The 19,244-nt window shown below is 62.3% G+C and carries 15 protein-coding genes; 6 read left to right on the top strand and 9 right to left on the bottom strand.

What is annotated here, in order from left to right; genetic code table 11:
* Positions 1 to 94: 94 nt before the first annotated feature.
* The 3 genes from ACOCG7_RS34080 to ACOCG7_RS34070 form a co-directional block, all read right to left on the bottom strand.
* Complete coding sequence (locus ACOCG7_RS34080) at positions 95 to 616, bottom strand: hypothetical protein (RefSeq protein WP_421381021.1); 522 nt, start codon at positions 614 to 616, stop codon at positions 95 to 97.
* 664 nt (positions 617 to 1,280) lie between these two features.
* Positions 1,281 to 4,052, bottom strand: coding sequence for a DUF2235 domain-containing protein (locus ACOCG7_RS34075; protein ID WP_421381018.1), 2,772 nt, complete (start codon positions 4,050 to 4,052; stop codon positions 1,281 to 1,283).
* A gap of 51 nt (positions 4,053 to 4,103) precedes the next feature.
* Positions 4,104 to 4,550, bottom strand: a complete 447-nt coding sequence (locus tag ACOCG7_RS34070; protein ID WP_421381015.1) for a hypothetical protein — start codon at positions 4,548 to 4,550, stop codon at positions 4,104 to 4,106.
* Positions 4,551 to 5,438: 888 nt separating this feature from the next.
* On the opposite strand from ACOCG7_RS34070, the gene ACOCG7_RS34065 reads away from it, so the two are divergent.
* The 4 genes from ACOCG7_RS34065 to ACOCG7_RS34050 all read left to right on the top strand — a co-directional run bounded on the left by ACOCG7_RS34065 (position 5,439) and on the right by ACOCG7_RS34050 (position 9,235).
* Positions 5,439 to 6,938, top strand: coding sequence for a hypothetical protein (locus ACOCG7_RS34065; RefSeq protein WP_421381012.1), 1,500 nt, complete (start codon positions 5,439 to 5,441; stop codon positions 6,936 to 6,938).
* Between the two features lie 23 nt (positions 6,939 to 6,961).
* The gene (locus ACOCG7_RS34060; RefSeq protein ID WP_421381009.1) at positions 6,962 to 7,327 is read left to right on the top strand and encodes a hypothetical protein; all 366 of its coding nucleotides are present in this window, start codon (positions 6,962 to 6,964) and stop codon (positions 7,325 to 7,327) included.
* Between the two features lie 22 nt (positions 7,328 to 7,349).
* Positions 7,350 to 8,579, top strand: a complete 1,230-nt coding sequence (locus ACOCG7_RS34055) for a hypothetical protein (RefSeq protein ID WP_421381006.1) — start codon at positions 7,350 to 7,352, stop codon at positions 8,577 to 8,579.
* A gap of 434 nt (positions 8,580 to 9,013) precedes the next feature.
* Positions 9,014 to 9,235: a hypothetical protein gene (locus tag ACOCG7_RS34050; protein ID WP_421381003.1), complete on the top strand. Its 222-nt coding sequence runs from the start codon at positions 9,014 to 9,016 to the stop codon at positions 9,233 to 9,235.
* A gap of 187 nt (positions 9,236 to 9,422) precedes the next feature.
* On the opposite strand, the gene ACOCG7_RS34045 is transcribed toward ACOCG7_RS34050, so the two are convergent.
* Positions 9,423 to 10,625 carry a glycoside hydrolase domain-containing protein gene (locus ACOCG7_RS34045; protein ID WP_421381000.1) on the bottom strand — a complete coding sequence of 401 codons (1,203 nt, stop codon included), beginning with the start codon at positions 10,623 to 10,625 and terminating at the stop codon, positions 9,423 to 9,425.
* Between the two features lie 81 nt (positions 10,626 to 10,706).
* Here ACOCG7_RS34045 and ACOCG7_RS34040 point away from each other — a divergent pair, with 81 nt between their 5' ends.
* Complete coding sequence (locus ACOCG7_RS34040; RefSeq protein ID WP_244746038.1) at positions 10,707 to 12,293, top strand: integrase catalytic domain-containing protein; 1,587 nt, start codon at positions 10,707 to 10,709, stop codon at positions 12,291 to 12,293.
* Positions 12,294 to 12,295: 2 nt separating this feature from the next.
* On the opposite strand, the gene ACOCG7_RS34035 is transcribed toward ACOCG7_RS34040, so the two are convergent.
* Positions 12,296 to 12,487 carry a glycoside hydrolase domain-containing protein gene (locus ACOCG7_RS34035; RefSeq protein WP_421381096.1) on the bottom strand — a complete coding sequence of 64 codons (192 nt, stop codon included), beginning with the start codon at positions 12,485 to 12,487 and terminating at the stop codon, positions 12,296 to 12,298.
* 1,272 nt (positions 12,488 to 13,759) lie between these two features.
* Here ACOCG7_RS34035 and ACOCG7_RS34030 point away from each other — a divergent pair.
* The gene (locus ACOCG7_RS34030) at positions 13,760 to 14,383 is read left to right on the top strand and encodes a hypothetical protein (protein WP_421380997.1); all 624 of its coding nucleotides are present in this window, start codon (positions 13,760 to 13,762) and stop codon (positions 14,381 to 14,383) included.
* Positions 14,384 to 14,801: 418 nt separating this feature from the next.
* Here the strand turns inward: ACOCG7_RS34030 and ACOCG7_RS34025 are convergent, their stop codons facing one another.
* The 4 genes from ACOCG7_RS34025 to ACOCG7_RS34010 form a co-directional block, all read right to left on the bottom strand.
* Positions 14,802 to 15,827 carry an IS110 family transposase gene (locus ACOCG7_RS34025; protein WP_421380882.1) on the bottom strand — a complete coding sequence of 342 codons (1,026 nt, stop codon included), beginning with the start codon at positions 15,825 to 15,827 and terminating at the stop codon, positions 14,802 to 14,804.
* Between the two features lie 436 nt (positions 15,828 to 16,263).
* Positions 16,264 to 18,198, bottom strand: coding sequence for a phage integrase family protein (locus tag ACOCG7_RS34020; protein ID WP_421380994.1), 1,935 nt, complete (start codon positions 18,196 to 18,198; stop codon positions 16,264 to 16,266).
* Between the two features lie 46 nt (positions 18,199 to 18,244).
* Positions 18,245 to 18,706, bottom strand: coding sequence for an RES family NAD+ phosphorylase (locus ACOCG7_RS34015; protein WP_421381093.1), 462 nt, complete (start codon positions 18,704 to 18,706; stop codon positions 18,245 to 18,247).
* Positions 18,706 to 19,134, bottom strand: a complete 429-nt coding sequence (locus ACOCG7_RS34010) for an antitoxin Xre/MbcA/ParS toxin-binding domain-containing protein (protein WP_421380991.1) — start codon at positions 19,132 to 19,134, stop codon at positions 18,706 to 18,708. The genes ACOCG7_RS34015 and ACOCG7_RS34010 overlap by 1 nt, the downstream gene beginning before the upstream one ends.
* Positions 19,135 to 19,244 lie beyond the last annotated feature (110 nt).

Below are 19,244 nucleotides of genomic sequence, written 5' to 3'. Positions count from 1 at the left end.
ATCACAATTTGGGGTACGCGTCGGGTTGCGGGTCCAACTGATAAACGGGCTCAGGGCACCATGATGATGCCGACCTCGATCACCGCTGCCCTGCCTATCCTACGCCCCCTCTACCCCGCGCCCGTTTCATCATTCGGGGTCGGGCAAGCGCCCGATAAACAACTGATAACTGGAGTAATCGGGAGCCGCAATGCCAACGGCGGCCGCGCTCAGCGACTCCCGAGCGATCGGGTCGCAAGGTGCGGCGGTACTGATCCACTTCCAGCAGCAGATGGTCAATCCGCTCGCGCAGCTGGCCATTCTGCGCGCGCAGCGCGTCCGCCTCCCCACTCGCCTGCAGCTGCACCGCATTGTTCTGCATCTTGAGAAACCGTTCGGTGCCGGCCAGCTGCGCGGCCGCCTTGGCAAGTGTCGTCGCGACGACGCCGGCGCGTTCAATCGACGCGGACAGGTCACCGAGCAGCCGGTTCACATGCTCGCCGGCCAGATCTCGTGCCGCATGCGCTTCGCCGAGTTCGCGGTGCAGCTGTGCGTTTGCCTGCTCAAGACGCCGGATCCGCGCATGGACATCTTCCAGCGCCGCCTGCAGCAGGGCAGGCTGGCGAGTCTCGCCCATTCCGCCGGCATCGTGCGCAGTGACCGTCCCGTGGTCGACGGCCCGCTCGCGTTGCGATGCGTCGCATATAGTGGCGCGAACGCCTCGCGCACCACGTGGGCCAGCGCCTGTCGTATCAGCTCGATATCGGCCGGGCGGTTGCCAGCGCTGTCCTGCTGCGCTGCGACATCGACGCGAGCGCCTGCTGGACAGTGTCGGTGCACTCGCATGGCACTGGACGCCGGCCTGCGGGCGCGACATCGCGCAGCAGCCGGCTGTAGGTAGTCGCGCCAAATACGCGGCCGGTAATGGCGCGGGGCTTCCGCGATCAGTCCATCCAGAAAACGCGCGTTGTCGAGCGGGAAATCCCGGTTGATCGCCGCGATGCCATTCATGATCGCGCGCAGCTGCGCATCGCTCCATTCAACACGGGGTCAGCCCATTTTCAGATCCTCATGGTCCGTCAGAAAAGATTGCCGTGCCGCGGATCGCGCACAGGCGGTGGCCGCGCCGCAGGGCGCGACAAGCCGGACCGACATGCCCTCGACCGTCGTCGTCGTTGGCGGGAGGCGGCCATTCGATCTGATGAGCCAGAGATCGGACATTCGTAAATGGCCGTGACATTGGATGAAGCAGTTACTTCGTAACATCCGCTTCCTTGCGGCATAAACCCACCCGGCGCCGATCACTCCGCGTTGACCAGCTTGCGAACCGTATCCGGGCTCGTCCTTTGAACCGGCGGTGAGCACGTCGCCGAATGACCGATTTCGACTGCCTCGTTATCGGACAAGAGTTCGGAAACCGTGACTTCACCGCAGCCGTAGTTGTTCTCGTAGAACATCATGGAATGGCCGATCAGCGGCGCCACGGCATCGTTCAGATAGAGATACAGCATTCCACCGGACTTCGCGGTGAACTGGGCAGTAAGCGTGTCGCGTTCAACCGGCGTTGGATCGCCGGCATCGATACACGCGGCCTCCGAGGCAGACAGCTGATCCAGAGGACCACCGGTCAGCGTGCACGAACCGGCGGTCGGCTGGTGCGCATCTTTATGAAGGTTGTTTCTGTAGCGCTTGAGCGCGTATGGCGCGAGCGGTTCGAGCACGTATTCGTCGTGTCCGAAGCGCCCTATTCTCGCGATGGGCTTCAACCAGTCCTCATACCACCAGCGCCTCATGAGCGCCGCACCGTAATACACTCTTCCTGCCGTGGGAAAACCGCCTACATCCGCGCGCACGCTGCGATCGAGCCAGTCGCCGTTGGTCCGTATGTCAATCTGATAACGCGCGCCCTCTTTCAGTTCGATGTTCGAATTCCAGCACGGATCGGAGGTCATGAAGGCAGACGCGGGATTGGCCGCCGATGTGCAAATGGTCCCGATCGCGTTCATTCCGTCGAACACGCCGCGATTGAGGCACGCGACACCGAATAGGATACAGGCCAGGAGGAAGATGCCGGGCAGAACGACACGTTCCACGCCAAGACATGCCCCGCGAAAGCGCGGGCTCTGACGCATGCCACGCGCGCATCTGAGCGCAAAGGTTCCCTGCAATCTTTTAGCAAGGATCGTCTTCAACCGGTTGATGCGCAAGATGCGCCAGATGCTCACGAGAACGAGGATGACAGCTAAAACCGAAAGCTCGACGGTCGTCGCGCGAGGCATCTGCAGATTCGCGCCCTTCAGCACCGGGTCATGCCACCGCGACAGACTGGCGAGCACAATCACGACCGCCGTCGACGCGAGCGTCATGTTACGGCTGCCCTTCTCCGAACGAACGCGCCACGTCAGATAGGCCTTCGCGTGACTCGCGTGCCAGGCGATCTCCGCTCGATCGTGGACACGCCTTCGTAGCGAACTGCTCACCAGCAGCGCGATGATCAATGCCGCGGCCAGCGTGCCAAAGAGGTTCGAGTGATTCGCGAACGCATCCGTCCATGCCGTGCTGTAGGTCGGCAGAAAGCCTTTGGCCACATTCAGCGCGTTGTTGAACGCATCGTCGGCGATCATGCTTCCGTCTGTCTTGCTGACATGCAGCCCTGTGCGCTTGCCAACCACGTCGAGCGCGGGCCAGATTTGCGGAAAGAGCAGCAGCAGGATGGTGATGACGAGTGTGGACAGATACGCGACACGCCGCCAGAACACGGTGTCCCAGGCCAGTTGCATGGCTGCGTCGGAACGATTCGGCATCGCCGATTGCAGTGTCGCTCGAAGCTTTGCGTTTTTCGAAGCCGTCACCTTCAACAACGGCGCACACACCACGGGCGGCCGGATGAGCGCGGGCACGATCGGTCTTACATCGGGCGGCACCGCAAGCAGTCCGCCGTGCGCGTCGACCACATGGAATCCGTCACGCAAGGCAATGGGCGCATAGTGATCCGTTCCAAACTTGATCCTCAACAGCACGCTCGAATGCACGAGCGGCCAATACGGATTTTGGTTCGCATTCGTGCACGGCAAAGCCAGACGCGGCAGATACGGATACCAGCCCGCGAAACCGGAGCGCGAATCGTAAATGCGCGCATAGGGCGATTGTTCGGCGATCACGCGATCGACCGCCGATGGCAGCAGTACCAGTCCGACGCTGACCGCCTCGCTCATCATCCAGTGCAGCGAGACAAGCGATAGCCGGTCCTCCGGATAACCGCCGCCCACGTTGCAGTGCACGCCCGGAAACCAGATCTGCGTGATGCGTCCCGCATCGACGTGTCCGCTGGCGGCAAGCCCTTCTTCGTCGGACTCGTCCCAGAGAAGCGGGTGAAACGTGGAACGCTCGTCGTCGAGGGACAGCGCGTGGCACGCACGCCTGACGTGCCGATGCAACTTCAGGTCTCCGAACACCATGGGCCAGATAGTAGCGTCGATGGCGCGCTTCAACGGGAGAATGGGCACGCCATACGCTGATACGGTGTCCCATAAGCCAAGAAAGCGAATCTTCACATTCGTCCGCTTCTTGATCTGCGCGTAATTCGGCAGTCCGCTCAGCCGGTTCGCGGCCCGCAGGCATCCGTCGCGGAAGTGGCGCAGCAGCCACACGAGCGGACTGTGAGAAGGAAACCGCTTCGACCGGTAATGCCGGTAGGCCGCGCGTGCGTTTCGGTGCAACTCTTCCTCCGAGCCGTACGCCACGAGACCTTCCCAAAGAATCAGCCCGACCAGCACGCGAATGGTGAACGCACCGCGACTGAAGCCAAATCCGCTTATTTCGGCGGTGGGCTCGTAGTTGCGGCACACGAACTTGTACAGCTCAATCACGTTGCGCTTGAGTCCCCAGCCGAATACGCCGCCGAGCAGCGCGAGATACTTGTTGCTCGACGTGCCGACGCCATCGTCGTAAAAAGCGATCTGATCGCTGCCCGACTGATCGAGCGCCTGAAACATGCGCCATACGTTGGTCTTTTGGGCCTTCGCGGAACTGTTGCCGGTCCCATCGGATAGCACAACGATTCTCTTGACCATGCTCGCCTCCTGCATCGATCCGACTGGCCACTGCGGGCCAGGCTCATTCGCTCACCGTGTTGCGCGTCGCCAAGTTCTCCAGCAGAAACGCGGCGACTCCCTGGAGTGCGATGCGCGTTGAATTGCCACGTCCTTTGGCACATCGTCGTATTGGTAGCTCAGCAAGGCTTGAGGATGGGTCTTGGGCCCCGGATCGTCATACTCGTGAAGCACGGCATTGTCGGCGAACGTCTCGGCGATCCTGAGCACGCGTCCATGCGTGCTGATGCGATCGGTTTTGAAACGCTGTATGAGAATCGGCACGTGGTCGCGAGCGCAACGTTGCGCGGCGGCCTGGAGGTCGGCGTCGGAGATATTCATGTCACTCATCCACTGACCTTGTCCGGAACCCGTCAGAACGTAACGCGCGGCGACTGGAATCGCGGGCTGCGAAATGACACCAGCGCGCACGCCCGGTTCGAGCACCATGGGAATGACGAACGCGCCGGTCAGACACATGCCGATCACGCCGACACGCGCGTTCGACCGGCTGGCGCTGACTGATCGGGCCAGCGTGCGTAGCCAGTGGCAAATGGGCGCCGAGCGATTCGACTTCAAATGGCCGAATTCCTTGCTGATACAAAGCCGCGCATAGTTCAGGGTGCTGTCCCGTTTCATCGGCGTGCCGAACAGATGAGGCGCGTGAACGCGAAAACCCGCGCCCCGCGAGTTTGTCGAGGAATTGGACGGTGTGCTCCTCTAAGCCGGGCGACTCGTGCATGACGATCACATTCGGGCCATCGTCCTTGACATAGACGATGTGCCGATACGCGCCGTCGTCGAACTCATAGGCACTGAAGCCTTGCTTCTGCATCGTCTGATCAGGCCGCATGGTCTCCGCCGTTGCCGACGCTTCTCCGTCATGCCTGCCACAACAAGCGCGGTCGCGGCGACGCGTTTGAGGAAGACTCTTCGTTTTTGCTCGCTCATGACTGAAGACTCCAAGACGTCAAGCCATTCGTTGCCAGACCCAGGCATCGGCCCGCGAAGCACAGGCGTAGAAGATAGGTTAGCGAGCCGCGTACAAACCGGGGATTCCGTTGAAGCCCGTTCGTTCGGTAACGAACACATCAGCCCACCATCGTCTTCCTACTCCGACGACGGACCGGGACGGATCGTCGAACCATTTCGCCTCTTCCGTCACACCGTTTTTTTTAGCCAAACTCAACGCTTCGTCCGCCACTCAGCTGGCGCACCCGAAGACATCGATTTAAATGAAGCGATGCGCAGGCGTTCTTACGCAATAAGAAGTTCATGCAGGTGGCCCCGTGCATGGCGACCCATCCGGTGATTGTGTGCTCCGCCGTGCCGACGTACAAAGCATGTAACTCGCGAGGTCATTCAAACATGACTGCCGGCAAAACGATGCGCGCATTCGCGGCATATTTCGTTCTTGTCGCCTCCGCGACCTTGAGTGGCTGCGCTTCTCACGACGCCTATCGGACCCAGGTCGTCAATCGCCGGCTCGACAGCACGCAGTGCCCGGCCAACAGCGCCGGCGAAACGCCGCTCGCCTGCGCGCACCGGACACCGGAAGTGGTCGATGGCAAGTACGAACTGCATTTCGTCGAGTTCGACGACCAAGGATGGGTGCATCCTCGCACGAACGCCGGTCCCGACGCCGCCCCCGATCAGTCAGCCATGCAGATCGATGCGCTGATAGACGATCTCAAGCAGAACCTGCGCGCCCGGAAAGATCTCAAGGTGATCATGTTCATCCACGGCTGGAAGCACGATGCCAGCGCCGACGACGACAACGTCAAGAAGTTCCGCCGCTTGCTGGAACGCGCGGCATCCGACGAGTTGTATCAGCAAAGCAAGCGTCAGGTCATCGGCATCTACGTCGGATGGCGTGGCAAGCCCTGGCTCGTGCCCGATCCCGTGCTGGATCTGTCGTTCTGGAGCCGCAAGGAGACGGCGTCGCGCGTGTCGACGGGTTCCGTGCGCGAACTGTTCGCGCGGCTGCGCAGCCTGCAACGTTATTTCAATTTGGAGGCGCTGAAAGATGGTCGGCGCCCCGCGATGCGCACGCTCATGATCGGCCACAGTTTCGGCGGTCTGATTTTGTACTCTGCCACGTCGGGTCCGCTGATCGAGACACTCACGGAAGAAACCGATCTCGCCGACCTGCCGCCCTTGCACACGAACGCATCGAACGAGCGCACGGCCGAAGCCGAGCGCGTCGCGGACATGATCGTGCTCGTGAATCCGGCCTTCGAGGCGTCGCGATTCGAGGCGCTTTATCGCGTGGCAAACCGGCAGACGCATCGGTGCTACGTGCCGCCGATGTTCATGTCCATCACCTCCGTCTCCGACGACGCCACCGGCATCGCGTTTCCTGCCGGCCGCTTCGTCAACACGATCTTCGAGCGTCCCACGTCATCCGCTGCGCAGGTGAAAGCCATCAAGCAGACACCTGGACATGACGATGCCTACATCACGCATCTGCTGCACGGCCCCGACGGGAACAGCGCCGTCTGCAAGGGCTGGACGCCGGGTGACGAATTGCTCAAGCTGACCGACGACACGCTCGCACAGAAGGTTAAGACCAACAAACAGCTCGAAGTCGCGCAATCGCAAGCCTTCATCGCTCAACTGAACGCGCACGGGACGGCTCCCTCCACGTGGCAGCGCACGTTTTGCGGCGGCGCCACGCTCGAAGTCAAGCCGATGGATGGCATGGACCACGCGGGGACACTGGTCTGGAACATCAAAGCGGACGCAAGCATTATCAACGGGCACGGCGATGTGATGAACCATGCGTTGCTCGACTTCGTGCGCCAGATGTTCGGAGATACCGATCTCCCCAAGGACGTGAACCACACACACAGCGCGTGTGCAGACTGACGTGCGATGACAGGAGATCAGCGATGAGCGCTCGCCATGGGAAGAGAGAGGGATTTGCTTCGGGCATCGGCGGTATCGGCCGCGAGAAAGCATGTTTCGCCGCGTGGCGGTTTCGCCATGGGGCGTTTGCGAGGCGCCGCGGTTCGCGCGTGATCGTCGTCGCCGGCATCGCGCTCTGGCTCGGCGGCTGCGGCACGATTCCGTCCGCCAATCTCGTCGCCACGCCCTCGCCGCGCGCGGACCCATCCTGCCGCGTCCAACTGCCCGCGGTCGTCGCGACCGGCACGGACGGGCCCAGCCCGGCTCGACGCATCACTGAAGCGTGTCCGACAGGAGACGACGTTTCCGCGATCGCTTGCATCGAAGGCAACCTTCGCGGGTCTGAATGACGAGGCAGTCGCGCTCGTTCAGGTGGCGCAGGCGCGCCGGGCGGCCAAGCAAGCCGCGCTCAAAGGACAGAAGGTCGTCGCGCCTCAGGCGGACGGCACGACCGACGCCCTCCTCTCGCTGCTGCCCTGGGCCGGCACCGTGGACACCGTGCCGGTAAACCTCGACAAGCTCGCCGCACTCGCGTCGACGCTCATTTCGAGCGCGGCAGATCGCGTTCAGACGATGAACACGTTGCTGCCTCCCGACGCCAAGCTGGATCAGCAGTCTGAAACCGCGCCCTCCGGGCTGAACAAGTCGCTGATGAGTTTCACGCTGGCCGGCCAGTCGCAGACCCTTCGCAATATCAACACGCTCGCCGCCTTCCGGGCGTTTCACTTGCTGGCGCTCCTGAGCGCAGCGCATCTGCACACCATGCTGACGATGCAGCCGCCCGCCACCGATGGACAACTCGACACGGAAACGCGCATCTTCAACGTCGCGCGATTTCTGTCCGCCTACTTCGATGCCTACTTCCGTGGCGGGCAGTTTTTGCAGGTGACGTTCAATCAGCAGGAATTCCTGTCGACGCTCGCCACACGTGTTCAGCACCAGCTTCCGGCGCGGGGCAAGACGTCATCCAGCACGCAGGACATCATCAAGGTGATCAAGCCGGCCTTCGACTCGGCGGACAAGAACGACTTCGTGACGCGCTTGGCCAACAGCTTTCCTGCCCAACTGTCTTCGGGGGACGTCGGCTCGTTGAGCAACGATCAGATCAAGGACTTCCTCCAGCCCGTGTTCGACAAGGTGTGCGCCGAACAGGGCGCGTCGGACGCGTCGTGCGCAATCTCGACGCTCGGCAAGTCGGCGTTCGTCACGCGCGCCGGTCTGAGCGTGCAGTTCTCGGGCGTGAGCTTCGAGATCGGCGGCAAGGACAGCATCGGCATCACGCACACCTATCCGCAACTGGCGCTATTCGGCCCGCAACTGGTTCGCGTGTTTGTCGAGGCGTTGTTCGACGCCAATGGCCAGCACTTGCCAGGCGTGCCCAATTCGACGGCATGCGATCCCACCAATCACCTGTTCGGTGCAGGCGAATGCATGAAACCCGGCGACGCCGCGAACGAGCGTGCTCTCAGGATCGACATGCTCTCCGCGTCGGCCGAAGCCATATCCGCGACGGGAACGGGCGTCATTTTGCGGGGCATCGGACCCGCTGGCCTGAACAACGAACTCGTCGCGTCCATGCTGGAGACGCTCGTCGGCGTGTGAATGCGAGAAAGATCACGGAGAAGGTGCTTTACACGGCGAGCAATCGCGCGCAGTGCCCATTGACGCCGGTTGCGTTACGCGTACAGGCGCATGTGGAATCGGATGACGCGGAGTGAGGCGGGAGCTTTTTGTGCGGCGCAAGCCGGATTGCGCGAAACCTACCGACATCTTCTTCGCCAGTCACGGACGGAAAGGTGACATGCCTGCGGCGATCGAACAATACGACCGCTGGTTCGGCGTCATGGCGGCGATGCCGCAGGATATCGCAGAAATACGAATCGGCCTGACTTCCTGCCACTCATTGTCGGACTGCGTTGGTCGGAGTCTGCCGCGGGGGCGACGAAACGCCTACCGACGCGAAGCCGGCGGGCAAGAAGGCGCTGCTCGGTGCCTCGCAACCCGGCATCGAAGCAAGTGCTCGCGATGCCGCCGATATGAAAACCTTCGCCGAGAAGATCGCCGACACCAGCGCGGCGCGCGGCGCCATCCGCACGATCCTCGCTTACGCGCGCCAGGCCGACAAGCCCGTGCTGACACAGGCCGTGCGCGATTCTTATTCGAGGTTGTTCTCGGAGTCGGGCCTGCGCGCGGGTTCCGTCGAGGGAAACTCAGTCGTAGGTTCCGGGCAAACGATCTGTGTGCTGGCGACTGCATAGAATGCACGTGCGAACGCTGAAAGTTCCTGCGTCGAGTTGAAGTTGCGTGAGGCCGTGTTGAATCGTCATCGCGGACGGGAAAGAATAGTAGCGGCCGTCGCCTTCTTGGGCGCGCCGCTGGCGCTGCAGTGTTTCTCAATCAGGACGATTTTCGTTCCGCGTTGGTTAGGTACACCTTCGCGGCCCTTTATGGTAGGCGTGTTTCAGGCGCTCGCAGGAAATATTCAGTCGCCGTCTTGCCGTGGCCGCTCGCAAATCGCTCGTGAACGGCGTCGGCGGTGCGCTGGTTGTCGGCGATCATCATTTCATCCGGGCCTGACGCGGCGATGACAAGATAAATGTGGTCCGCTCCGGGCGGCGATGTATTGTCGAAGCACACACCGACATCGCCGGCGCGCTGACTTCCGACGCCGACCTTCGACCATCCGCGATCGGCGAGAACGTGCGCCAGCTTGCCCGCGCCCCATGTCATCGGAATGTCTATGCCGGCCTGTTCCAGCAGCGCGCTCAAATGTGCGGCGCAGCCGTTGTGCGGATAACCGGGCAACGACGCTTTCGCCGTTTCGCGTGCGGTTCTGAGCCCGTCTTCCGTGCTGCCCTGCCGGATGAGCTCAGGAACATGAATGGCATCGGCGCTAACATAATGTGAAGCCGGTGTCGCTTCGGCTTGGCCTGCTGCGCTCGAGGGTGCCTTGTCGGTGAGATAGGCGCCGCTCACAAAGCCGTCCGCGACGTCGTCGCCCTGAAGATCCACCGACATCCACGAGCCGACCGACTTCAACGGATGAACTGCCATGCCGAGCGCCAATAGCCGCGTGACATTGAATTCCACGCCCGGTCCCGAGCGGAGATGCAACCCGCCGCGCGCGTTCACGAACATTGGCATCAGTGCGGCGCGATTCGCCGCCGCGTGCGCGCCGAGCGGTGCCGGCGCTTGCGCAAGCAGGAAATCACCGATCGATATATCGTCGCCGGCGGTATCCGGATCGCAGGCGACGCCGGCGATCGTTGAAGGCATCAACTGGTTAAGCGCCCAGCGATGCGAATTGAGGAACGCCGCGTGGCCGGACCATCCGGTGGATTGCGCCAACCACGCCAAACGCGCGAGCCCGGCGTTCAGCACGGCATCGCAGGTCGCGCCGCTTCCGTATACACCGACGAGATATTGCGGCTCGCCCGTCTGCACCGCAAAGGCGTCCGCCACGCCCTGAAAATATGGAATGATGCGTGTGCGAATTTCATCGCGGGATGCATCGAAATCTATGCCGAAGTAAATGGCCGCTCGACCGGGCTGGCCGATTTCCGCTGCGCCGTAGGTGCGAGCGTACCGACCGTCCTCCACGCCGCATGAGCGGTCGAAGTTGCTGGCCTTGTCGCCGAATCTGCGCATTGACTCAGGTTTTTTGTTACCGAGCCAGGGTCGTTGCCTCATGTAATTTGCTACCCGTCAGAATGCTGGCGGGAGCGACTTATGGCGAGGCAGCTCAGCATGACAACACGACGGGAATTGACCGAGGCAGTCGGTGAGCGGTACCGCCGTTCGGACCGGAATGAGAAGCGCGAGATACTGGACGAGTTTGTTCAGGTAACCGGCTATCACCGCAAGCACGCGATCCGCGTTCTGTGCCGGGAGCCTCAACCTCCGAGCGCGAGGCCCGGCCCGCAACGGCGGTATGACGATGAGGTGCGGGATGCCCTGATCACGCTATGGGAAGCCGCCGACCGGATCTGCGGCAAGCGCCTGAAGGCGCTCATCCCTACGCTGATCGACTCGATGACCCGGCATGGTCACCTGACCCTATCGAAGCAACTGCGCCAACGCATGGACCAGATCAGCGCCGCGACCATTGACCGGCTGCTGCGTGACGTCCGCGAACAGGCCTTCGCCGGTCAGCGCCGGCGCGCTGGTGGAGTCGGCAACGCAATTCGCCGCGCGGTGCCGATCCGCACGTTCGCCGACTGGAGAGATCCGCTACCCGGCTATCTCGAGGTGGATTTCGTCGAGCATTGCGGTGGCACCAAGATCGACGGCGACTTCGTGCACAGCTTCGTGATGACAGACATCGCGACCGGATGGACCGAGTGCCTGGCCATGCCCTATCGCAGCGGTGCATTCGTTCTTGAGCACATCGAGCGCGTTAGCCGTGCCTTGCCGTTTCCGCTGCGCGGTATCGATTGCGATAACGATAGCGCCTTCATGAACGAGGCCATATTCGATTTCTGCAAAGCGACGGGTATCGAACTGACCCGCTCGCGACCCTACAAGAAGAACGACCAGGCCTGGGTTGAGCAGAAGAATGGCTCAATCGTGCGCCGCCTCGTGGGGTATGGCCAGTTGCGTGGACTTGATGCTACCGAAACCCTCGCTTCCCTCTATGAGGTGTCGCGGCTGTACATCAACTTCTTCCAGCCGTCATTCAAGCTGAAATCGAAAACACGCCATGGTGCACGGGTGACCAAGCGCTACGAAGCGCCTCTGACTCCCCTTGAGCGGGTCTTGCGATCGGCGTCGATACCCGAGTCAACCAAGCGCAGGTTGCGTACGCGGTTTCGGGCGCTAGATCCATTGGACTTATTGCGCCGCATGCGCGAAGCACAGCAGCGCGTCGCACGATGCAGCGCATCGGGTACGGCGCCGATGGAAACACAAACGGCCGATCAAATCCCCCTCGCTAACTTCCTGGCGAGTCTTGGAACAGCATGGCACGAAGGAGAGGTTCGAGCGACGCATCGCCGAAAGGCGCACGTCGCACACACCTGGCGCAGCCGTGAAGATCCGTTCGAGCATACGTGGCCGACCATACAGCAATGGCTTGAGAGCGAGCCCGGGATTACGGCCAAGAAGCTGCATGAACGCCTCGTCGCGATGGCTCCGGCGATGTATTCCAGTGCCCAGCTTCGGACCCTGCAGCGCCGTGTGAAGGCATGGCGATCGAACCGTGCGAGAGAACTGGTCACAAGGATACTTGGTCATGCGGATGCGGTGAAGGCTGGCGCCGCTACGCAGCGCCAGCCTTCACCGCAAAACAACGGGTCCGTGACAACTACCCGGGAGTAACATCATCCCGTGAGGCAACACGATCTGCCTTCGTGAACGACGCAAAGACGTAATCCCGCCGCTCCCATCTGTTCCGCTTCGGTGCGGGTCAAGCGTTTCGAAGGACGAACAGTGTCGCGCGAGTAATAGCGAATTATCGTTTTGACGCCCGCCGCAGCGAGAGCAGATGCGCGACTATCGCACCTGCTCGACACGTCGATGATGTTTGCCACGTCCGATCACCTCTCGATCCAGTAGCGAAACCACTCCGATTGTCCCACAACAACGAAACGCATTCCTTGCGACGCCGCGCAGCCATCCCTTTTCACAGATACTTAGTGACACTAGTTATTTCGGCTGGTCACTGTATGTTGGGTAGAGCACGCAGACCGACACTTTCGCATCGGTGTATTACCGGTATGTTGTGCGCTTCCCCTTCGCGCATGCAACTGCTCGCCGCTTTTATATCGGTCAAGCTTGCTTAACTGTCGGCGACACATCGAAAAACAGCGTCACGGAGAGATCTAATGGAGCAGCCTCTCTACAAGATTCACAGCAACGACCGGCGCGGTCGCCTTGTGGCGGTTGCGCGTTACAGAAGCGTCAATGGGCCACCGCGCCTCCGCGCGAAAATCTTTCCGCCGTTGCTCCGAAAGCTTTACGGAGAATTTACGTGTCGCGACGCTACGGCCTGTACTGGCCATATTGGGGAACCTTTCGGAGCCAAGTGTGCGGGTGCTTTTTTGTAAGACCAGCACCCTAGCAAAAGTCCGCGCGCCAAATGGATCCATGCTGTTAGCCGAATATCTGACCCCGAAGCTCATCACGTCATAACAGGCCGGTATGCGCGGGGTTGTTATTTTACGGCGCGACCGTGGCGCTGTTACTCCGTGGGAGATTGCCATTCGTGGTTGGTTCTTGTTTCCAGTGGCACTGATGTTGACGTCTAGCCTGCAGGCGGTCCATCCCCTCGACCGGACCGCCTGCCAAAAGAGGAAGAGCGACCGGCCGCAGCCTCCATTGAGGGATTACATGTAGAGAAAAAAATGACCGCGAATATGCGGTGGCGCACAGAACTCTCGACAGCGCCCTACATCATCGTAGCGATACGGTGAACTCGGAACTCCGTCCAGACCCAACGACGTAGGCGAGTCGACGACATGCAAAGGAAATGGTCTATGTCGAATCATCAACCAATGCTTGCTTGCCCTAGATCCATGCGCTTTGGGATTACCTGAAATGCAGCGAGAACTATCCCGGCATTGACGAGAGATATTGCCGTAGCAGCTCAATTCCAAGCTTCACCGCTTAGGATTGGCAGCTGTCGCATACCTATGTACGCGTGGTGCTTCGGTATGAGGCAGGGCAAGAGTGGGTCATCAATAGCCGGTTGGATGACGACTGGAAAAAGATCGTTTCGTTGGGCGCCTTGCCTCGTCCATAAGTTCAGGAACAGGCAAATTTAGATCAACCAGCAGGAGTGCGCTATGAGCAAACCGTTGAATCGAACGACCCAAATATTGGCTGCGGTTTCACAGAGGCTGTTCTTGGCGTTAGTGACATTTCTAGCCATTCTGTTGGCCATTGCGTGGTTCCAACAAGACAGTGAGGCCGTTGTCCCTGCTCTAGTCATTGCAAGTGGTGTTATCGGCGGTTTCGTAACCATACAGCGGCGCCTCAAGGATCTAACAATCGATGATCTCGAACTTCTAGAGTCGTCGTGGCTTCAGATTTGCCTGTCGCCATTGGTCGGCGGCATTCTTGCTCTCTTGCTCTATATAATTTTTCTCGGCGGGTTGCTAACGGGTTCCATGTTTCCGACTTTCGTTCAAGACGGCCCTAAGGATGCAGCAAGATTCGCCTCCATCTTCGCTCAACACGCCTCGACGTATCAGGACTACGCGAAGCTGTTCGTCTGGTCATTTCTCGCGGGATACTCCGAACACTTCGTGACTGACGTGCTGGGTCGGTTTGAAGGCGAGTCTGTCAGCAAAAGTTCGGCTCGGCAGGAGAACAACTCGGAGGGACAAATCCATCAAGAGACTAGCGAAATCATAGAGATGCGGCCCGGCGCATCGCCTGTCGACGCCTCAGAGAAGGGCGTGGGATGAGGCCGGTTGGTCTTTGACGGCGAGGTCCTATTGGCGCAGGTAGATTTGCGCCGCAAAGGCGCCCACTGGCACATGAGTCGGGCGCTCGAACTGCGCAAACCGCTAACGAACAGATTGCCCTTGCCCGTGTTCTTGAGGTCGTCGGCCGTAGACCGCATTAAATCTATGGTCCCTCCCATTTTTGCAACCACGATTTCCGATGTCATTGCAGGCTCGCTTAAATCTATCCGGCGTCGATAGTGGGGATCACGCCCCGCGCCACGATGAGGTCCGCGCCTGAGGGTCCTTAAAACTGTCTCGGCTTCGAGAAGCCTATTTAATACCCAGGTTGTCCTTCAGGCCGATGTGCCGTTCATGTCATCAAATTTCAGTCGTCGCAAAACCAGTTGGGTGATTCGGTAGAAGTTGAGCCGCTCAGTCAGTCCGAAGCGACAGTCGATCCCGCACAATACGCGGTGCCATGCGCTGCCATTGACCACGCAGTTCGCGCCAGCTTATTAGCCAGCGCGCACGCAACAACGTTTGAATGTCGTCGGGTGAGCATGGCACGAACCCAGTCCGCGAGATGGCCTGTCCGTCCCTCGAGCCGCAGCATGTAGGCTCGAGCGCACGTGACAAGCAGCCGTCGGATATTCTTGTCGCCGCGCCGACTGATTCCAAGCAACGTCGCCTTCCCACCGGTACTGTACTGCCTGGGAACGAGACCAACCGACGCTGCAAAATCGCGGCCACACCTGTACTGCTTGCCGTCCCCCATTTCTGCGGCCAGAACACTGGCGGTGACGGGCCCGATGCCTGGGATCGTCAACAGACGCTGGCCGAACTCGTCGTCCACGAGCTGGGCATTAATCTCTTTCTCGATATGACTAACTTCGCTATCGAGGTACTTGTAGTGATTGTGCAGACGCTGAAGGATCGCGATCAGGCGTGGTGGCAATGAATGCTCGGTGAGGAAGGCTGGAAGACGCGCAACCGAAGCTTTTCCAACTGGCAAACTAACGCCGAATTCCAGTAACAGGCCATGCATCTGGTTCACGGTTCGGGTGCGGTCTCGCACGAATGACTCTCGCAAGTGATGTAGTGCGGAAAGCGTCTGCTGTGATTCCGTTTTCGCGGTGACAAACCGCATGGTGGGTCGGGAGGCAGCTTCACAGATAGCCTCGGCGTCTACAAAGTCATTCTTGTTGCTCTTCACGAACGGACGCACAAACTGCGGCGAGATCAGTTTGACCTGATGCCCGAACGTCGTCAGCAGGCGAGCCATGTGATGGGCGCCGGCACAAGCCTCCATTACAACAGTGCATGCATGAAATGTCGCGAAGAACTCGACTACCTGCCTGCGCCCCAGTTTCTTGCGGAACACTGCCTTGCCCCTTCTATCCTGGCCGTGGAGGTGAAAGGTATTCTTTCCCAAATCGATGCCAACCATCGTGACGTCTTGCATGACAGTCTCCAATCCGGAATTGACGCCGCAAGCGTAACGCACTCGGCGAGGGCGGGAGGGACCATCTCATTACTGTCATCCATTGAACGGCCAAGGTCAAGAGACAAACACCCACCTCTCAGGCCTGTCCCTGCTTGTCTGAAGCAATTTCAGCCACGTCTTCACGTTGAAGCGCATGAGTGCGCATCCGATTTTTCTATCATCTGGTTGCAGCGCTGGTCTGCACCGGTCATCCATCGGGATCAAGGCGAAGGCCGGTACTCTGCGTTCGCCGCTTTCCTGCGGCGCCGTCGCGACGCCGTGATACGCGCCTGGCGCGATGGGTGGCCGATGCGAAGCCGATGACCACCGCCGTCCCGCCTGCGCGGGCTGGCCGGCACGGACCCGGCGCGCGCGGCATCCGTCCCGGGCGCGGCCAGTGCCCGGGCTGCCGGCATTACCCCGGTCCGTCATCCGCCGCGTAATACTGTGCGGCCGCCTCCAGCATGCGCTGCTGCTCGGCGCGCACATAGATCGACGTCGTCTGCAGCGACGCGTGGCCGAGAATCGCCTGCACCACGTCGACCGGCATGTCGCGCGCGACCGCGCGTGTGCCGAAGGTGTGCCGGAACGCGTGCGCGGAGGTGTTCGCGAGCTGGACCAGGTGTTCTTTCGGGACGTCCGCCCGCGCGGCAAACCCGACGGTCAGACGCTGGATGGCCTGACGGACCAGATGCCCGAAGGCATCGGCCGTATACGGCGCCTCGACGGCGCCGCCGTGTTTCTTCCGCGCCGTGCCGGTCGCCGGAATCACCAGCGGCACGATCAGCGGCGCGGAGTCGAGCGGCGCATCGAAATCGCGCCCGCGATCGGCCCAGTGTTCGCGCAGCGCGCGCACCGTGGCGGCGCTGACCGGGACCGTGCGCTGTCTGCGGCGCTTGCCGGTCACCGTCAGCGCCCAGACCGCCGCCGCCTCCGGATCCTGCGGCGACCGGAGCGGGTCACCCCGCAGGTCCTCCCGCCGGGCGTGCGCCGCCTCGTCACGCCGCAGCCCGGAGTCGCCCATCAGCAGGATCGCCGCGCGCGCGGTGCGCCACTGCCGGGCGTCGGCCTCCTCCGCCCCCGCCCCGTTCACCGGCGATGCGCAGCGTGCGTCGAGCGCGTCGCGCAGCTGCGCCCACAGCCCGGCCGGCAGCGCGCGCCCGACCTGCACCGGGACTTCGCGGGTGACGGTCACCGGATCGTGCACCGCGCTCCACGGATTGCCCGCCAGATAGCGGACCTCGGTGAGCCACGCAAAGGCCGCACGCAGCACGCGCACCGCATAGCCCTGGCTGTCAGGCGACAGGCCCCCGGGGGCAAACGGCCGCCAGCGGCCGCTCACGCGTGACTGTTTCGGACCCACGAAGGCAGGCGCCGGGGCCGCGAGGAAATCCTTGTACGCCTCGCAGTCCTCGACCGTCATTGACGACACCGCGGTGCCGCGCACGATCACCGCCCACAGCACCAGCCGCTCGAGCTCGCGGGTGTACGCGCGACAGGTCGCCGGCCGGTCGCGGTAACGGTGCAGGTACGCGTGGATCGCTGCGAGGTCGTGCGGCGCGCGGATGAACGCAAACGCGCTCGCCCGGTTGGTGCCGCGCTTTCCGGCTCCATGCGCCCCCTCGCCGCCGTCGCCACCCGATAGCGCCGCCGGCACCGCGAGCCGTTCGAAAGGGGCCAGACGGGGCGCGAGCGGAGTGCCGCCAATGACCACCAGCCCGTCGGTCCCGCCCTGCCCGTCCGACGGTACCCACGCGCCCGCATGGGTACCTGCATCGGACCCGGCATCGACGTCGGCAGCCACGCGCATGCCGAGTGCCGCTTCATGGCGGCGCAGCCACGCGACGAGCGTGCGCGCGCGCAGCGCGCCGATGCGCGGCACCGAGCGCCACCAGCTGCCACCGCGCGCATTGCACCAGTCGACCAGCGCCCCGAGCGTCGCGATCCCCTCGCCGGCCAGCCGGCGCGCGATGAGCGGCCGGAACCACAGGTGCACCGGGTGGGCGGCGGCCGGGACCGCAGCCGCCAGCGTCGACGCCTGTTCGACCATGCGCAGCGTGACGGCGGTCAGTTTCGCGCTGCCGTGCTGCCGGATGGACGCCTTCAGGTGCTGCGCGAGCACCGTCGAGCCGTGCAGCAGCGCCAGCTGCACAAGGTCATCGCGCATCGTGCGCAGGTAGCGCTCCATCGCCTCGGACGTCGCCGCGTGCGGCGCGAGGTCGGGGTCGTAGTAGAGCCGCGCGATGGTCGCCGCGGGTACGCGCTGCACGAATGCGCGCAGCGCGGTGAAGTCGGTGCGCGTGTAGCGGCGCGGCGGCGGAAGGGTCAGCGATTGGGTCTGGTTGGCCATGGGCAGAAATCCAGCGTGGCTGAAGAGGTGAGCAATTCAGGAGCGCTCATCCCGGTATGGAGAAGAGCCGCCGGTCCCACACGACCGGCTGTGGTACGGAGACCGCCAGACGCGCCGCAGCCGGGTGCGCCGGGTTGACCAGCACGTTGGACTCGGCCCGCGCGACCACCGACGGCACGACCAGCACCGCGGATCGGCCCTCGCCGAGCCAGCGGTCACCAAAGTGGCGCGCGACCTGCAGGTCGGGGCTGTCCCAGCCGGCGGGCAGGTCGTCAGCCCCGACCCGCTCGACCCGCACGTCGTCGGGGATGTCCGTCTGCACCCACACGTGATGCCGTGGCACCTTGCCGATGCGGGCGTGCACCAGCACCTCGAGCATCGCGCCGGCAAAGCTCAGCGCCCCGTAGATGACCGGCCGCCCGGGACTGTTGAAGCGCCCGCCGACCAGCATCGCGCCGGTGCCGCTCCACACCGGGTGGCGGCTGTCCGCGATCCGGAACACCCGCATCAGGCCGGCACCCCGTAGAACAGTTTCCACAGCAGTTCCTCGACGCGGCGCGCGCCGAGTTCGGTCAGCGCGACCTCGAGCGGCGTGCGGCCCCCGAGCAGCGGGTGCGCGGTGGCGAGGAATGCGCGCGCGTCGTCCTCGCTGTCCCACACGTAGTTCGCCGTGGCAAAGATGCGCGCGAGCCGTTCGGTCTTCTCCGACTCGTCGGGGCTCAGCCGGTCGCGGCGGCGCTTGAAGGTCGCCTCCGGGACGATGCGCGCGAGCAGCGCGCGGCGCTCCTCGGCGCTGCGCGTCGCGTGTCCGACGCCCTCCTTCAGCGCCGATTTGGGCAGCCCGCCGCGGACGAGGTCGTCGAGTTCGGCGACCGAATGCGGCAGCGGCGTGAGCGCCATCACGGCGGCAATCTGTTCGGGGGAAACGAGGATCATGGCAGGTACTCCGGTAGACCACATGATCTATCATCATAGATCAAATGATACCAGAATGGGAGTGGCGGTGACGCGTAACGGGCATTCCTCGTATTTTACCCATTAAACGC

The organism is Paraburkholderia sp. DD10 (genome assembly GCF_049177125.1).
GTDB lineage: Bacteria > Pseudomonadota > Gammaproteobacteria > Burkholderiales > Burkholderiaceae > Paraburkholderia > Paraburkholderia terricola.
Note: the sequence above shows the minus strand (reverse complement) of the source record. Positions and strands in the feature narration are given on the sequence as shown.

Excerpts from the sequence above, each read along its gene's own strand:
- ACOCG7_RS34010 (WP_421380991.1), bottom strand. The coding sequence starts at position 19,134 with ATGATCCTCGTTTCCCCCGAACAGATTGCCGCCGTGATGGCGCTCACG.
- ACOCG7_RS34050 (WP_421381003.1), top strand. The coding sequence starts at position 9,014 with ATGAAAACCTTCGCCGAGAAGATCGCCGACACCAGCGCGGCGCGCGGC.
- ACOCG7_RS34040 (WP_244746038.1), top strand. The coding sequence starts at position 10,707 with ATGGCGAGGCAGCTCAGCATGACAACACGACGGGAATTGACCGAGGCA.
- ACOCG7_RS34015 (WP_421381093.1), bottom strand. The coding sequence starts at position 18,706 with ATGCGGGTGTTCCGGATCGCGGACAGCCGCCACCCGGTGTGGAGCGGC.
- ACOCG7_RS34020 (WP_421380994.1), bottom strand. The coding sequence starts at position 18,198 with ATGGCCAACCAGACCCAATCGCTGACCCTTCCGCCGCCGCGCCGCTAC.
- ACOCG7_RS34060 (WP_421381009.1), top strand. The coding sequence starts at position 6,962 with ATGAGCGCTCGCCATGGGAAGAGAGAGGGATTTGCTTCGGGCATCGGC.
- ACOCG7_RS34070 (WP_421381015.1), bottom strand. The coding sequence starts at position 4,550 with ATGTGTCTGACCGGCGCGTTCGTCATTCCCATGGTGCTCGAACCGGGC.
- ACOCG7_RS34080 (WP_421381021.1), bottom strand. The coding sequence starts at position 616 with ATGGGCGAGACTCGCCAGCCTGCCCTGCTGCAGGCGGCGCTGGAAGAT.
- ACOCG7_RS34030 (WP_421380997.1), top strand. The coding sequence starts at position 13,760 with ATGAGCAAACCGTTGAATCGAACGACCCAAATATTGGCTGCGGTTTCA.
- ACOCG7_RS34045 (WP_421381000.1), bottom strand. The coding sequence starts at position 10,625 with ATGCGCAGATTCGGCGACAAGGCCAGCAACTTCGACCGCTCATGCGGC.
- ACOCG7_RS34065 (WP_421381012.1), top strand. The coding sequence starts at position 5,439 with ATGACTGCCGGCAAAACGATGCGCGCATTCGCGGCATATTTCGTTCTT.
- ACOCG7_RS34075 (WP_421381018.1), bottom strand. The coding sequence starts at position 4,052 with ATGGTCAAGAGAATCGTTGTGCTATCCGATGGGACCGGCAACAGTTCC.
- ACOCG7_RS34025 (WP_421380882.1), bottom strand. The coding sequence starts at position 15,827 with ATGCAAGACGTCACGATGGTTGGCATCGATTTGGGAAAGAATACCTTT.